Genomic DNA, 15,501 nt, shown 5'->3' with positions numbered 1-15,501 from the left:
CGGCGTTTATCGACGATCCGGTCAGTCTCATCGCACACGTACCTCTACCGAGCGATTGGCCAGATCACTTCCGGAGCCACATTGCCCGTCGCTGCGCACCGTAAACACCGTCTCCTCAGCGGGCCCGCCATCAATGTCGGCAGACACCGAATTACAGAACATAGCGGACTCGCAGCCGCTCAGCCCGTTCGCCGAAAAGGTCACAGACCCCGTGACAGCACTGCAATCGCCCGCGGCGAGCACCTCGGCGACGGCGACCTGCGCGCCACTTTCCGCTGCGAAAAACGCCCGTTGGGACTGGATCTGGAGGCTTACGGATTCACTGCCTGCCTGCTGCAACTGCGCCATGCCAGCCACCAGCAGGGTCAGAACGGTAATGATGAAGAGCGCGATCGGCAGTCCCGCGCCTTGCTGCAACCTTGCCATGGAAGTTTCATGGAACATTTCGGACCTGCACCTCCTGGCTGATGGATGTTGTTTCACCCGAATCCGGGCTCTCGAGATCGAAACGGAATGAAACGACCGCACCCCGTTGAAGGCTCGGCGGGGTAACCCGGAACACCAGAGAATTACTGACCAGCTGTGCAGCCATCACCTCGCGCCCCGGAAAACCACCAGGCAAACCGGACGCGGGCGAACTATTGATACCATAGTTCCGGTAACGGTAGAGAAAGCGCCCTTGCTGACACACTGATACCGGGTCTCCGACAATGTAGAACCGGCGCGCAGGGGATTTCGCCGCAAAGCGGTGAGTCGCCCCGCCGTTGAATGTTACCGTAACCGGCGGAGCTCCGGCAGGCATGCTCGCGGGCGGGGAGAGTGGCCCCGGGCTTCCCGGGCTATAGACATCGGATCCGTAGCCGTAAACCACAACCCTTCCCGTTGCCGAAGCTCCGCCAGGCAGTGGCACCGCTTCAAATGAGCCGGGCGATGGCCCCTGGGGAAGGCTCAGATAATTCGATGCCGCCTCAATCGGCATCCACTCCAGGCAGGTTCCTGAAGCATTGGTCCGAATGGACGTTGGCAGTGCCTCCCGGAGTTCCCGACTGATCTGTTCACTGATAACGACGCCGGCCAGGGATCGCTGCTGGCGGGCACCGACATCCAATGCTCCCCGCGTGGACAAACCAACAAACCGGACCGAGATCGTGGCCACGATGGCCAGCAGCACAATCACTATCAACAGTTCAACGAGGGTGAATCCACCGGCCCTGCGCATCAGAAATTCGCCCTGTAGGCCGCGAATGAAAACGACTGGTTTCCGGGCGCGGTGATGTCAAGATCAATCCGTTTGGCTTCGGCCGCAGGCAAGCCCACCTCGGTGCCCGCACAGGAAACGGTGATCGAAACCGAGAACCCGGAATAGCCACTGAGCGCGGCGCCGGTGGCGGTTGAGGGCGCACCACTCAGACCGTCATAATCATCGACATCGTCAAACGCAGTCCGCCCCTCCCCCTCCGCACCAATGGAGCAGGGACCAGAGTACTTGGGAAATCCGCCCTGGGGGGTCAGTTCATCGTACTTCCGGGTCAGGATTTCATCCATATAGAGCTGTGCGAGCTTGACAGCGCGGGTCTGATTGAGCGGATCGGCACTTCGCCCCGCAATCAGTGAAAATGCGCCAACAACCCCTGCAATGGCAACACTGATGATCACAATCGTGATCACCAGTTCCACCAGGGTTGCACCGGATTGATTGACTCTCACGACTGGCAACTCCCGGCGTATACCGCGCCCAGGGAACTGAGGCAGGTTCGAAACGTGCTGTCACCGGAAAAGGTGAATTGCAGGCTGGCGCCGGTTGCGGGTGCGCCTTTTGCGTCAAATGTCAGGGTAAGGGGAAGACCGCCGGCAACCGAGAGACTGGCGCCTTCGCGCGATATTTCAAACGTGCGTGGAGTGCCACTGCCGCCACCCACGATGAACCGGAACCGGTCGGCATTCTGCTCAATGGTAAGTGTGTTGGCCGGATTCCCCGCCAGCGCTGCCTGCTGGGCAAGCAGCGTGGCGGAGGCGAGTTGCTGGGTGGCCAGCAGGGGGGAGAAGGCCGAGCGGCTGGCGAACAGGCCAACACCCACCGCGGAGAGCACTCCGATCAGGATGATAACCATGACCAGTTCCACGAGAGTGAACCCCGATGACCCCGGAGTGGCTATCACTTTCATATCCCCTCCCGACAGCCAGAAAAAGCAGGCCGGCTTGGCAAAGCCTCACCCGACGCACGCCCAGTACTCGTACCTTTGTCGGATGATGCTTCGCTAGCCCAATCTACAACTCTTTTACAAATCCGACCTTGAACACCAGAGCTTCTTAATCAGCATCCAGAATCGTCAAGGGCAATGTCAGGAGCATCGGTAGCGCCAGTCGCTTCTACAAACGTTACTTCACAAGTACCAGGCGCATTGTTTGCTGCAATAGTTCCGGCAGTAGTTGTATCGAAATCGTTCGCATCAATCTGCGCAGCGGTCAGAATACTGGCCTGTGTTGGATAGCCATAGGCCAGGGCAACAGCTTGTCCTTCCAGTGTCACGGATTCGCCGGTACTTGCTGTCTGGTCACAGCCCGAGTCCGCAAGGCAGGCGGAACGGACTATGGCATTGGCTGAACGCACAGCTCCATAAACGCCCTGAATGCTTGCGGCACGAGCATCTCCACCCAAATCCGCAAACCGCGGCAAAGCAAACGCCGCCAGAATGCCCAGAATGACAATCACCATAACCAGTTCGATCAGGGTGAAACCTTGCTCTTTTCTTGTTGCAATCGCTGTCATCGCTTTCATGGTAGTACTCCGTTCTTGGTTGCCGGTTGGCTTTTGGGTTTATCAGTTAATGACTGTGGTTATTTCGCCGGTATCAGCATCGTAGGCGATGGTGCTGCCCTGGTCGTCCGGTTGATAGGTGAACAGGCAATCGCCGCTGATGATTGAAGTGGTGTACTCTGTCTGCGCGGATGTACTCACCGTCGGCGCGTTTGACTGCAGGACGCCGTACCAGACTTCCTCGCATTTGGTTGCGTTCATGGCCGTGCCTGTGTCGTTTGAGAGAACCGAGGTCGGCCAGCCGTCGGCGCTGACATCCACGTCGTCGTTGCCAAAGCCGACCACATTTGTCTGCGCCGTGGTGAATCCGTTGGAAACCCACTGGGTTTTGGCAAGGGCGACGCCCGCCGCCAGGGCACCGGCCGTGGCGCGGATACTGGACTGATGCGCCTGCTCGGAAAGCTGGGCAAATCGCGGCAGTGCAAAGGCAGCCAGAATCGCCAGGATGGCAATAACGACCACCAGCTCTATCAGGGTGAACCCCTGCTGTTTATTGGTACTGTTGTTCCCCGTCATAGGTCAGCCTCGCTACGGTTTCTTTCTTCCGTCTGATCAGCGTTGCGCATCCTGCGTTTGCGCTGCTTCTTCTGTCAACGACACCGGGGACAATCGGAGCCCCGTCAGTCGCTCTTCCTGCTCCCGCATGCCATTCCCGTTGCGGTCCGCAAATTCCGTTGTCACTTCCCAGGCCAGAGGCTGCGCCTCATAAGCTTGCCGGCGGTCTACAGTTATCGGCTGCCTTGGGTTATAAATTAACCAACCTTTGGGCCCGTTTACTGTTTCTTTTTGTTGTTCGCTTTGTTGTTCAATAGCCTGGAAGCACCAGCCCCCCGGCTCCGGCCGAGAATTCTCACAGCGGCCCTGGTAGTTCCCCCACTGATGCTCAATCAGCTCAAAGGGGTTGATACCACGGTGCTCAGCCAGGCTGCCATAACGGCTCAGCATCACCTCGGCCCCCTTGATCACCAAAGCCGACCTGAGCTGACCGATCACCATATTGGCGGCCCGCTCCTCGGCATTTCGCGTCTCCCGCTCCAGCACTCCGAGCAGGAACCACCAGAGCACTCCCAGCACAACCAGCACCACGGCCAGCCGAAACTTCCGGGTCTGGCCCAGCCCGTTGGCATCCGTCGGCCATGCCGGTGGCACTCAGCCCCGCCCCATGGCGGCGGCCCCCAGATCCCAGATCGGCAGGAACACGCCCAGCGCCAGGATCAGAACCAGGATGCCCATGGCCACAATGAGTATCGGCTCGATGGATTCTGCCAGTCGCTTGAGCCCGTAATCCACGTCCTCATCGTAAAAATCCGCCACGTTGTTGAGCATGTCATCCACGGAACCGGTTTCCTCGCCAACCGCAATCATCTGCAGAATCAGCGGCGTGAACATCTCACTGTGCCGGGCGGTTCTGAGCAGGCTCTCGCCGCGCTCAATGCCAGTGCGCATGTCCTTGATATGGATCGCTATCCAGGCGTTGTCGGTGGCATCCGCCACCACCGTCAGGGCCTGGGTCACGGGCATGCCCGCGGCCAGCATGGTAGCAAAGTTTCTCGCAAACCGACTGAGCGTGATCAATTCCAACAGCGGCCCGATAACCGGCATCCGGAGCTTGTAGCGGTCCCAGGTCAGCCGGCCCTGTTCCGTCTGCTTCCACTGCCGAAGCAGCAGCCCGCCGGCTGCCGCCGCAAACAGCATCACGTACCAGTAGCCCAGAAGGAAGTTTGAGGTACCCACCAGAACCTGGGTCAGCAACGGCAGATCCGCACCCAGCTTGTTGAACACCGCGGCAAACTTCGGGATTACCAGGAAGTTCACCACCATCAATGCCGCCAGCAACGCAATCATCACGAACATCGGATAACGCATGGCCTGCTTGAGCCGCCGCTTGGTATCCCGCTCCAACTCCAGAATTTCCGACAGCCGCTTGAACGCATCGTCCAGCATCCCGGTGTTCTCACCCACGTGGATCATGGCAATGAACAGTTCCGAGAAGACCTTCGGATGCGCCTGCATGGCCGTGGCCATGGTGGTGCCGCCCTCAAGCCGCGTGGTCACATCCTCGAGCACTTCCGCGAGCACCGGCGATCGCGAGGTTTCCGCCAGCCCTCGCATGGTCCGGATCAACGGAATCCCGGCCTTGGTCAGTGCGTGCATCTGGCGGCAGAATACAATGAGTTCATCCAGTGTCACTTTTTTCCGGAATATCGGGAGCCGGTTAAGCCGGTCAATCACCGGGTCGGTCTGCTCCTTCTCGCGGATCATCAGAGGCGTAATGCCCCGGCGCATCAGTTCCGCGGCGGCCGCATCCACATTCGGGGCGCCAAGTGAGCCCTGCTGCACACTGCCGCGATTGTCCTTGCCCCGGTAACTGAACTGCATCAGGCGCCTCCCCCAACCGGCTCATCCGGGACAGGGATTTCATCGTCGGGGGAGAGATCACCCTCGGATGTCGCCGCCACCCGGGCCACTTCTTCCAGCGCTGTCACACCCTGAAGTGCGTAATCCATTGCGCACTGCCCGAGCGGCCGGTAAAACTCGCTTTTGCGGGCTGCCCGGGTAAAGCCGGAGACATCCTGCCGGCGCAATGCATCCAGCATCGCCTCGTTCATTTCAAGCATTTCGTAGACGCCGACCCGCCCCTTGTAGCCGGTATTGCTGCATTGGTAACAACCGCGGCCGTGAACAAATCCGGCTTCGATATCGAGTGGATCAAGATCAAAGGTGGCCAGCCACACCCGCTCCTGATCCGTTGGCTGATAGGGTTCCGAGCAGTTGTCGCAAACCCGGCGCACCAGGCGCTGGGCGACCACGCCCAGCAGCGAGCTGGCCACCAGAAACGGCTCCGCGCCCATATCAATCAGGCGCATGGCGCTGCTGATGGAATCGTTGGTGTGCAGGGTGGAAAGCACCAGGTGGCCGGTCATCGCCGCCCGAAGGCCGATTTCAACAGTCTCACGATCCCGCATCTCACCGACCAGGATCACATCGGGATCCTGGCGGAGGGCCGCCCTCAGCACATTGGCGAACTCCAGCCCTATTTTAGGGTTCACCTGTACCTGGGTAATCCGGGGCAGGCGGTATTCCACAGGGTCCTCGGCGGTGATAATTTTCACCTCCGGGCGGTTCAGTTCCGACAGCGCTCCATACAGCGTTGTGGTTTTACCGCTACCGGTAGGGCCGGTCACAAGGATCATCCCGTGAGGTTTTTTGATCATCCGCCGGAACTGCTCGAGCAGTTGTGCGGGCATGCCGGTAACATCCAGGTTCAGCATGCCCTGGCTCTGATCCAACAGCCGCATGACCACCGATTCGCCATACTGAACCGGCATGGTCGATACCCGGACATCGATGCTTCGGCCCTTGACCCGGATGTTAAAACGCCCGTCCTGGGGCATCCGCTTCTCGGAAATATTAAGGCCGGCCATCAGTTTCAGGCGAAGAACCAGTGCGGCATTCACCCGCTTCTCTTTCATCACCTGTTCCTGAAGCACGCCATCCACCCGTTGCCGGATACGAACGACCGTCTCGTCCGGCTCGATGTGAATGTCCGAACTGCGGGCCTGCATGGCGTCTTCAAACAGGGTCTGAAGCAGTTTGACAACCGGCGCCTCGGCGCTCTCGGATTCCGCAGAAAGGTCGGCCAGATCAAAGGCATCGTCACCCAGTTCGTCTTCCAGCTCTTCCGCCAGGGAGGCAATTTCATCGGTGCGCCGGTACACCAGGTCCAGCGTGCTCAGCAGCTCGCTTTCCCGAACGACCGCTTGCCTGATGGGCTGCCGGAGGATGCGCACCAATTCGTCGTAGGCAAAGATATCGAGCGGATCGGCCATGCCCACCAGCAGTTCACCACTCTTCTCGGCCAGAACAATACTGCGGAACCGTCGTGCCATCGCCTCGGGCAGCTTTTTTACCAGCTCGTTATTGAACTGATAATGACGCAACTGCACAAAGGGCACATCCAGCTGCCGGGACAGGATATTGAGCAGGCTGTCCTCGTCGACATAGCCAAGATCGGTCAGGGTCTTACCCAGTTTCCGCCCGGTGCTTTTCTGTTCACGCAGGGCCGTCATCAGCTGCTGTTCAGTAATGACATCATTCTGAACCAGCAGGTCACCTAACCGGACTTTCTTTTTCGGCTCTGTCGTCATCATCCTGCCTGCAGCGTTTTCAGTCGTTCTCGAACATAGTCCGCCAGGGACGGCGAAAGGCCGGGCAACCGGGCGGCCTGACCATAGGCTCGAACTGCGCCCTTAACCTCACCACCGGTTTCCAGGGCAATGGCCAGCCCCACCCACCATGTGGCACGGCTGTCGTCCCGGGCAATGAGGACCGACCAGTGCCGTGCGGCTTCGGTGCTGCGGCCGGCCTGCTGCAGCAAGGTGGCCAGCGTCACCCGGTATTCTGTGTGCTGCCCATCGGTGGGCACTTGCCGCTCAAGCGTGGCAACGGCTCCGGACAGATCACCCCTGGCATGAAGGGCTCTTGCCCGGAGTAGACGCAACCCGGCATGGGCGTCAGCGACTGGTTCCGGCAACCATGCCAGGGCCCGGTCCGGCATGCCCTGAACCAGCATCCGACGGGCGAACACTTCCCGGCTGGCCATTGCGGGCTGAGACGCTGCCAATTCCCGCAACCTCTGTTCGGCTTCGCGGGTTTTACCAGACCGGAGCAGTGACGTTAATTCCCGGCTGACCCTGAGATCAATGGCTTCCGGCGTCTCACGAACCTGCTTCACCTTTGCTGCCGGCTTTGCTGCCGGCGTACCGCTCGACAGGATCGCGGCAGTTTCCGCAGTACGTTCTCCAACCCCGGCCCCGGCCTCTGGCTGCCCGATGCCTGCCACCGGCTGCCCGGGGGGCGCTTGTTTTGCCGGCGTTGGCGTTGATGGCTCAGACGCTTCGGCAATGTCTGCCCCTGGCTCAGGTTCGGGCTCAGGCTCAGGCTCAGGTTCGGGTTCGGGTTCGGGTTCGGGTTCGGATTGAGCTTCAGGTTCAACAGGTGGCACTGGTTCTCTGGGCAGCCCGCTCTCACCTTTCGCAAGAGCGGGCTCTGCGGTAACGTCCGGGGCCTCCGGCGCCGGCTCGACGACTGGAGCGGCGCTGACCACGGCGGGTGCTGCCTCGCCCCTGCCCTGAGCCTGAAACCAATAACCGAAACCGGCGACCACACCGCCCACCAACAAGAGCACAACGGCCCACAGCCAGAAGTTTACCCGCCCTCCGGCCGGAACCTGCCCGGTGTAGGCACCCGCCACGCCTGGCCGGTTCTGCCGTTGCTCGGCGGCACGCAAGGCATCATTGAGCAAGCTCATAGCCACCTCGCAATCAGGCCGGGAGAGCGGACGCTTTCGGTATCACGTACCGCCTGCAGGGCATGGCCACGCTGAACCAGACGATCACCCTTGCCCCAGGCCGCCAGCATGGACTTGTGGGCAAGAATATTGACCAGCCGGGGAATGCCACCGGAAGCCCGGGTAATCAGGCGTAAGGCACCGGGAGCGAACAGATCCGCTCCGTTGTAACCGGCCTGCGCCAGTCGATGACGCAGGTACTGCGCAACCGAGTTTTTGTCCAGGGGTGTCAGGCGATAATGGAAAGTGATGCGCTGGTTCAACTGCCGGAGGCTCTGTTTCTGCAACAGCACATCCAGCTCCGGCTGGCCGAACAACACCACCTGCAACAACCGGACACTTTCCGTTTCCAGATTTGTAAGCAGCCGCAATGCCTCAATGGTTTCCTCGGGCATGGCCTGGGCCTCGTCGATCACCAGAACCACCGGCGTCTGCGCCGTGGCGTGGGCAATAAGCCGCTCGTTGATGGCTTTCAGAACCTGGTGAGGATTGGCACAACCGGACACATCGACACCCAACTCCTCGGCCACCGCCTGGTAGAGCGTATCAGGTGTCAGACGGGGGTTGGGTAAATACGCGGTGCACGCCCGCGGCTCCAGTTCGTTGAGCAGCAACCGGCACAGCAGGGTCTTGCCGGTGCCCACTTCACCGGAGATCTTGATGAAACCCTCACGCTCCTTCAGGGCCACCAGCAGCAATTCCAGCGCATCGCCATGGCTGGGTGCCCGCAGGAAGTAACGGGTATTTGGCGTCAATGCGAACGGTGCTTCCTGCAGTCCGAAATGGGATTCGTACATGCTAGCGAACGGCTTTCTCCGGCTCAGGGGTAACGGATTCGGACGACTCCAGCAGCTCCCGGAGTACACTTATGCGCTCGCGGCTGGCCGCGACATCGGCATCCATCTGGGTCGACCCCGCCATCACCGGGCGCAACAGGATCACCAGTTCGCTCTTGCGGGACTGGAATTTTCGCTGCTTGAACAACTCCCCGACCAGAGGAATGTCGCTGAAGAAGGGAACGGCCGAGTTGTTGTCCTCACTGCTGTTCTGAATAAGACCACCGATCACGACAATCTGCCCGCTCTCGGCGCGAATCACGCTGTCGGTCTCACGCACGGTGCTGCTGGCCAGGGGCAGGGTTACATCCTGCTCACCAATGGTAACGACCTTTTCCTGATCGGTCACCTCACTCACCGACGGATGAACGTGTAAGGTGATAACGCCACTCTCGGAAATCTGCGGGGTTACATCCAGGGAAATGCCTGAGAAAAACGGCGTAAGCTCAACGGATGTCGAATTCGTGTCCGTTACCGTCAGGGCGGAGTTGTTGTTATAAAAATCGATATCCGTCACAAAGAACTCATCGGTACCGACCTTGATGACCGCCTTCTGATTATTCACCGTGGAGATGCGCGGGCTTGAGAGAATCTGCACATTGCCCTGCCCTCCAAGCAACTCGATCAGGGCGGTAAAACTGCCTTCCCTGATAGTGGCCGAAAACAGTCCACCAATATCGGAGGTCTGGATAGCCTGACCTGCCAGGGCCTGCGCGGTAAACTCCGCTGGCAAGCCATCACTGGCCACCACCGATGACGCACTATGGATATCTGACCAGTTAATGCCCTGCTGATAGCTTTCGTTCAGGGCAATTTCCAGAATCTTGGCTTCCAGGATCACCTGACGCTGCATGATCAGCTCGGTACGGCGCAGGTACTCTTCCACCAGTTCCAGGTCTCTTGCGCCGGCGCGCACCATGACCAGCCCGGCACCGGGGTTAACGATCACCTGCTCACCATCACCGTCAACAATCATGCTCAGCGCGTTTTGAATGTCCTGCCAGAAATCGGAAGCCGTTTCCGTGGAAATGGTTGTTCCCACCAGACTGCGGGTCTCCCTGGAACTGTTATTGCTGCTGTCGCCGGCACGGTCGTAGTTTCCGCTACGGGTACCGGTTGAGCGACCGGAGTTGTCGCGGGAACTGGTGACCTGACCGGAGCTGACCCGGGTCTCGGAGCCGCCCCGGCGCTTGAAGTGCAGATAATCAATGGGGAACAGGCGGGTCTGAATCTGGTCAGCCTGTACCCGGAACAAGCGGCCGGTGCGCCGGATATCCAGCCCGTAAAGGTCTCCGGCGATGTCCATGACCTCTGGCACGGTGACATCGTCCAAGCGCAGATCAATACTCGCATTCACCCCGGGATGAACCACAACGTTGTAGCGGGTGCCCGCTACGAGCGCTTCAAAAAAGCTGCCTGCGGGAATGCCACGGGCATTGACATCAAAACGCTCATCAAGATCCGCGGGCCCGGACAGAGGAGGCAGCAACGCCGCACTGACATCCGCGGGCAGAGGGGCGGCTTCCTTCTGCGCCCCGGGTTCCGCCGGAGAGTTTTGCCGGGCGTCTTCCAGCGCCTGATCAATAGCGTCCGCCGCATCAGTCGAGGTCGCCGTCGCAGAGCGCATCAGCGGGTTGTTGCTACACGCCGCCAGCACAAGGCTCAGGGCCAGCAAGCCCGTTATCCTGATTTTTGTCATGAGTATCCGGTTATCTGTCATTGAGTTCCCCGGACCTGCGGGAGCCTCTCCAGGTATAACACCCGTTCGCGGCCGCTATCCGTTACCAGAACACGATTGTCGTAAATCCGGATAACCCGCAGGCTGTCAACAGCCTGGCCTTCCCTGAGGGCCTCGCCATCAATAATGGCGACACGTCGGTCCTTGCTGTAAAGAATTGAGTCCAGCAACAAGTCTCTCTCCGGCACTGGTGTCACAACCGCCACTTCAAAGCCCGGTGGCCGGGTCGGATCCTGCAACGCAGAGACCGCCCCTGGAAACAAAGTCAGCGCGCCCGCGGCCAGGCAGGTCCATGGACAGAACAATATACGCAAGCGTTTACTCATGTCATACTCCTAGCCAGGCCTGATCCACACTCAGTGTTCGCACCCGAATGACGGCTTCACCGGAAGGCCAGTCACCGGCGCTGTACTCCAGCATGATCCATCCCAGACGTTCGTCCATTGCCTCAAGTCGCTCTAGGTAGTTCAACACGTCGAGGTAACTGCCCTCAATGTGCAACTCAGCATCATGGGCATAAAGCAGGGGCTCTTCCGCCGCCTTCGGCTCTTCCGGAGGTTGTGAGCCTGGCTTTGGCGCAAAGACCGGCGTTGGCGTTTTCAGCTCCATGCCCTGCAGCACCAGCGAATCCTGGGCGGCCAGTATATCCCGCAACAGCGTCACCATCGCCCTGGGTGCAATCAGTTGCCCGGTGGTATCCGCAATCTGCCGGTTCAGCCTGTCCAGCCTCTGTTGCCGGGCGCTCAATTGGTTTTGCAATACCCGGGACGGGTCGGTGGCCAGTTGCTCATCAAGCAACTGCTGCTGCGCCAGCAGGTCGTCCCGACTGGCGGACAATGCCTGAATCCGGCTCGCCAGTCTCTGCTGCTCCTGTTGCAGCGGAGAAACTGCAAGCTCCCAACCGACAAAGATCACAAGCACCAGAGCCGTGAACAGAATCAGTGTCCGCTCGCGGATCGGACGCTGGTTGTACCAGTTCGCGGCCCGGGCAAACGAGTTTTCCGGGGAGCCCGCCATCAGCTGTCCTCCCCTGTCCGCCGGGTCGACACCCGGAAATCAATCCAGTGGCCTTGTTCTGGCCGCGACAACCGGAACGCTCCAAAGGTTCTTCCGGTAAACGCCGCTTCCTCACCAAGGTTCTCAAGGTACAGGGGCACCAACGCACCCGAACGACTGCGCCCTTCGATGGTTACCTGGCTGGGCTCTGATTGCAGGGTAACCCCCGTCAACCAGACATTTTCGGGAATCTGCCTGGCCAGCGCAGCCATCTGGGGCGAGAAACGGCCACCCTCGGAAACCACAAGGCTCTCCACTTTATCCAGCAAACGCCGACGCCGGGAAAGGGCCTCGGTGACCCGGGCCAACGCTGCCTCTACCTCTGCATCTGGTTGTCTGGACCGAACGGCCTCCGAAAGCTCAGCCACCACCTGCTCCAGACGCGTATTCTGTTGCTCCAGAGTTGCGGCCTGCTTTGCCATCCCGGCATTCTGGTAGCCAACGACGCCAGCCAACAGCGCCACCAGAACCACGCCGAGGGCCAGGACTGCGAGCGCACCCCCCGCCTGAAGCCGCTCCTGGCTCGGCCGCAATTCCAGGGTGTAAAGGTTGACCTGCTGGATCATGTGTGACCATCCTCCGGCAAGGGCAGGCCAGCACTCCAGGCCGGCAGGCAGCGACTGTCCAGATCCGCTTCGAGGCCGACCGAGCCCCAGCCCAGGGTTTCAATGCCTGCGGAAACATAGGAAGACAGCATTGAGGCCAGAGGCAGGACACTGTCCCGGGCAACCAGACGAATCATTGCAGGCGGCACCTGGCCCAGTTGGCTCTCGTAATAATCCAGTGAGCGCTGCATTTCCAGAGCCAGGGACTGAACCGCCGATTCCTGCCGGGCCGCGTCACGCAGGTCTTCAGACGTCACCTCAAGGCGACGGGACAGGTATAGCATGTTGTCTTTGCAGATGACCATCTGGCCGTAGCTCTCTTTCAGGTGAACCAGAGCGGCACCGCGCCTGTTGTCGTCCAGCCGGCATACCAGATTGCGCAGGGCCAGTTCGGCGATATCGATACGATCCAGCTCCAGGCCGGATTCCTGAACCAGCGTCACAAGCTCGGAAACCAGTGATTTCCTGGCGGCGACGACGTTCACCAGTTCTCCGCGGCCACGGGAAGCATCCTCTGGAAACGGGAAAACATCGGAAACGGCCTCTGAAGGGCTGAAACCAAGAAAATCCTTGAGCTTCCATTTTAGTGCATCGCCCAGCTCCGATTCCTCGATGCCCTCCGGGCGATCCATCTGGAAAACCTGGTACTGGTCCAGGGGCAAAACCAGCGTTGTTGCGGCGCCCGCCCAGCCATGCTCGTCAACCAGTTCCTGGAGAACTGACTGGCGCTTTGCCGGCAGGCATTCAGCGAACCCGAAGCCATCCGCACCGGGGGTTCCCCCGACGGCCCAGGCAACGCCATCAGGGCGCACCTCCAGACAGACGCGCGAACGCGCTCCGGAGCGCCTGAACATCCCGGTCAGCTTATTCAGTAAGGAAATCTTAGTCATCGGGCCCGTTAATTAAACTGGAATCGGAGGCACTCGCAGGCCTCAGGTTTTTGTTATGCTGCCTGAAATCACAGACTCTTTTGACAATCGCCAACATGATAGATGAGAAAGTGAACGTAACTCCACGCTTTTTTCGCTGATTTTACATCGTTTTTTCAAGTCCGTAACAAAAGCCCCCGCAAAGCGGGGACTTTCTCACATCGGATATCCGTTACCCCCCGAAAAACGGCGTACCTAGAACGGAATGTCATCATCGAAATCGTCCACCGGCTCCGGCATACTACCCTGAGACGGCTGGCTGCCATAGCCGCCCGACTGCTGCTTCGGTGGCGGATTGTTCTGCTGCCCGCCCTGGGCGTTATAGTCAGACTGCTGCGGCCGCCCCGCGGGGGCGCCCTGGTTCGCGCCACCTTCGGCACCACGGCTGTCGAGCATCTGCATCTGGCCATTGATATCCACCACCACCTCGGTGGTGTAAACGTCCTGGCCTTCCTTGTTCTGCCATTTACGCGTCTGCAGCTTGCCCTCAATGTAGACCTTTGAGCCCTTACGCAGGTACTGGCCGGCAACTTCGGCAACCTTGCCGAACATCACGATCCGGTGCCACTCGGTTTTCGGCACCAGCTGGCCGGTTTGACGATCCTTGTAGCTCTCGTCTGTCGCAAGATTCAGATTCACCACGGCATTGCCGTTGGGGGTGTAGCGGGTATCCGGGTCCTGCCCCAGATTGCCGATAAGAATTACCTTGTTTACGCCTCGTGCCATGTTCTGCTCCTGACTCTGTTTTCAGGGACAACCCGCACTCCCTGCGGGCTTCCGGATTTCAACAATTGCTAGCCTGCCGGACAAAGGAAAAGTCCGCAAGTAACGCTTCATCAAATTGCTGACGATCCACCTTAAGATAGGCGGTAGCAGCGTCTTCAACAATGACCACATCCTGCACACCCGGCAGGCGACGGAGGTGGCCATCAATATCGTCGTACTGGTTACCCATAACCTTGTGCAACTGTACCACGAAACTGGTGGTATAGCCGGGCGAAGGCATGGTCAGGGCAACCAGCAACCAAAGACCAAGCACGACAACCATAAACCAGAGGACACCCTCAGTACCGGACTGTTCTAACAGGAAGCCGCCCAGCGAACCGCCAAGAAACGCGCCCATGAACTGGGACGTGGAATAGACACCCATCGCCGTCCCCTTGCTGGCCGCTGGCGCCTCCTTGCTGATCAGCGAGGGCAGGCTGGCTTCCAGCAGGTTGAACGCCATGAAAAAGAAAAACAGCCCAACCCACGCAGCCACCAGGCTGGCGGACACCCCTGTCAACCCGGCGGTGGCCAGGGTCAGCAGGGTGATGGCCCCACACAGAACCGGTTTCATCTTGCGTTTTTTCTCGCCGATAATGATGAACGGCACCATGGCAAAAAAAGACGTTACCATCACGCTCAGGTAAAACCACCAGTGCGAACTGCTGGCAAGCCCCAGGGTATCCCGCAACATCGAAGGAAATACCAGAAACAAAGCAGTCAGCACCAGGTGCAGGGCAAAGATCCCGAAGTCCAGCCTGAGCAGGCGGCCATCGGAAACCACACGGCCCAGCATATCCCTGGCCGGATGAGTATCGGCACTGGTTTTGTGCTGATGGGGGGTAGGTACCAGACGATTTACAATCACCAGCGCCACAACGGCCAACGCCGCGGTGACATAGAAAATACCGGACAACCCCCACCAGGCACCAAGAAGGGGCCCCAGAACCAGAGAAACCGAGAACGACAAACCAATGGTGATCCCCACCGTGGCCATGGCCTTGGTTCGCTCCTCTTCCCGGGTCAGGTCACTGAGCAAGGCCATCAGCACACTGGCAATCGCCCCCGCCCCCTGAAGAATCCGCCCGGCAATCACAACGTATATGGAATCCGTGGCGCCAGCCAGAAGGCTACCCGCAGCAAACAGCACGAGACCGATATAGATCATGCGCTTTCGCCCGACCCGGTCAGAGAGCATGCCAAAAGGAATCTGTAACAAGGCTTGGCTGAGGCCATAGGCGCCCATGGCAAAACCGAGCAAGGCGGGCGTGGCGCCTTCAAGCTCGCTACCGAGCAGCATGAACACCGGCATCACCATGAACAGTCCGAGCATGCGCATGGCGTAGACTGACGCCAGGGCCGATACGGAGCGTTTTTCCAGCGTGTTCATGGCAGTTATGTACC

General features: G+C 59.6%; 18 protein-coding genes. All 18 read right to left on the bottom strand.

The features are described 5' to 3' along the window. Positions 1–27: 27 nt before the first annotated feature. Complete coding sequence (locus tag AC13C0_RS08595; RefSeq protein ID WP_341581322.1) at positions 28–444, bottom strand: hypothetical protein; 417 nt, start codon at positions 442–444, stop codon at positions 28–30. Next, on the bottom strand, positions 434–1,219 hold the full coding sequence (locus AC13C0_RS08590) for a PulJ/GspJ family protein (RefSeq protein ID WP_341581321.1): 786 nt from the start codon (positions 1,217–1,219) through the stop codon (positions 434–436). The genes AC13C0_RS08595 and AC13C0_RS08590 overlap by 11 nt, the downstream gene beginning before the upstream one ends. Then, positions 1,219–1,707 (bottom strand): prepilin-type N-terminal cleavage/methylation domain-containing protein, encoded by a 489-nt coding sequence (locus AC13C0_RS08585; RefSeq protein WP_341581320.1) that lies wholly within the window; start codon positions 1,705–1,707, stop codon positions 1,219–1,221. The genes AC13C0_RS08590 and AC13C0_RS08585 overlap by 1 nt, the downstream gene beginning before the upstream one ends. Continuing rightward, positions 1,704–2,165, bottom strand: coding sequence for a prepilin-type N-terminal cleavage/methylation domain-containing protein (locus AC13C0_RS08580; protein WP_341581319.1), 462 nt, complete (start codon positions 2,163–2,165; stop codon positions 1,704–1,706). Before AC13C0_RS08580 ends, AC13C0_RS08585 begins: the two co-directional genes overlap by 4 nt. A gap of 149 nt (positions 2,166–2,314) precedes the next feature. Further along, positions 2,315–2,779: a type II secretion system protein gene (locus AC13C0_RS08575; RefSeq protein WP_341581318.1), complete on the bottom strand. Its 465-nt coding sequence runs from the start codon at positions 2,777–2,779 to the stop codon at positions 2,315–2,317. Positions 2,780–2,821: 42 nt separating this feature from the next. Continuing rightward, on the bottom strand, positions 2,822–3,334 hold the full coding sequence (locus tag AC13C0_RS08570) for a prepilin-type N-terminal cleavage/methylation domain-containing protein (RefSeq protein WP_341581317.1): 513 nt from the start codon (positions 3,332–3,334) through the stop codon (positions 2,822–2,824). Positions 3,335–3,370: 36 nt separating this feature from the next. Further along, complete coding sequence (locus AC13C0_RS08565) at positions 3,371–3,967, bottom strand: hypothetical protein (protein ID WP_341581316.1); 597 nt, start codon at positions 3,965–3,967, stop codon at positions 3,371–3,373. Beyond that, positions 3,968–5,197: a type II secretion system F family protein gene (locus AC13C0_RS08560; RefSeq protein WP_341581315.1), complete on the bottom strand. Its 1,230-nt coding sequence runs from the start codon at positions 5,195–5,197 to the stop codon at positions 3,968–3,970. Beyond that, on the bottom strand, positions 5,197–6,966 hold the full coding sequence (locus AC13C0_RS08555) for a GspE/PulE family protein (RefSeq protein WP_341582822.1): 1,770 nt from the start codon (positions 6,964–6,966) through the stop codon (positions 5,197–5,199). The genes AC13C0_RS08560 and AC13C0_RS08555 overlap by 1 nt, the downstream gene beginning before the upstream one ends. Then, complete coding sequence (locus AC13C0_RS08550) at positions 6,966–8,129, bottom strand: tetratricopeptide repeat protein (protein ID WP_482954267.1); 1,164 nt, start codon at positions 8,127–8,129, stop codon at positions 6,966–6,968. Before AC13C0_RS08550 ends, AC13C0_RS08555 begins: the two co-directional genes overlap by 1 nt. Beyond that, the gene (locus AC13C0_RS08545) at positions 8,126–8,965 is read right to left on the bottom strand and encodes an ExeA family protein (RefSeq protein ID WP_341581313.1); all 840 of its coding nucleotides are present in this window, start codon (positions 8,963–8,965) and stop codon (positions 8,126–8,128) included. Before AC13C0_RS08545 ends, AC13C0_RS08550 begins: the two co-directional genes overlap by 4 nt. A 1-nt stretch (position 8,966) precedes the next feature. Next, positions 8,967–10,703 (bottom strand): pilus (MSHA type) biogenesis protein MshL, encoded by a 1,737-nt coding sequence (gene mshL / locus AC13C0_RS08540; protein WP_341581312.1) that lies wholly within the window; start codon positions 10,701–10,703, stop codon positions 8,967–8,969. Positions 10,704–10,720: 17 nt separating this feature from the next. Continuing rightward, positions 10,721–11,068 carry a hypothetical protein gene (locus tag AC13C0_RS08535; protein ID WP_341581311.1) on the bottom strand — a complete coding sequence of 116 codons (348 nt, stop codon included), beginning with the start codon at positions 11,066–11,068 and terminating at the stop codon, positions 10,721–10,723. A gap of 1 nt (position 11,069) precedes the next feature. Next, complete coding sequence (locus tag AC13C0_RS08530) at positions 11,070–11,759, bottom strand: type II secretion system protein GspM (RefSeq protein ID WP_341581310.1); 690 nt, start codon at positions 11,757–11,759, stop codon at positions 11,070–11,072. Continuing rightward, positions 11,759–12,364, bottom strand: coding sequence for a PilN domain-containing protein (locus tag AC13C0_RS08525; RefSeq protein ID WP_341581309.1), 606 nt, complete (start codon positions 12,362–12,364; stop codon positions 11,759–11,761). Before AC13C0_RS08525 ends, AC13C0_RS08530 begins: the two co-directional genes overlap by 1 nt. Next, positions 12,361–13,293, bottom strand: coding sequence for a biogenesis protein MshI (locus AC13C0_RS08520; protein WP_341581308.1), 933 nt, complete (start codon positions 13,291–13,293; stop codon positions 12,361–12,363). Before AC13C0_RS08520 ends, AC13C0_RS08525 begins: the two co-directional genes overlap by 4 nt. 234 nt (positions 13,294–13,527) lie before the next feature. After that, the gene (gene ssb / locus AC13C0_RS08515; protein ID WP_341581307.1) at positions 13,528–14,058 is read right to left on the bottom strand and encodes a single-stranded DNA-binding protein; all 531 of its coding nucleotides are present in this window, start codon (positions 14,056–14,058) and stop codon (positions 13,528–13,530) included. A gap of 58 nt (positions 14,059–14,116) precedes the next feature. Next, the gene (locus AC13C0_RS08510) at positions 14,117–15,487 is read right to left on the bottom strand and encodes an MFS transporter (protein ID WP_117619481.1); all 1,371 of its coding nucleotides are present in this window, start codon (positions 15,485–15,487) and stop codon (positions 14,117–14,119) included. Positions 15,488–15,501 lie beyond the last annotated feature (14 nt).

It is taken from the genome of Marinobacter sp. B-21 (assembly GCF_056857895.1).
The sequence above is the reverse complement of the archived record's forward strand: the minus strand, read 5'-3'. Positions and strand labels throughout refer to the sequence as shown.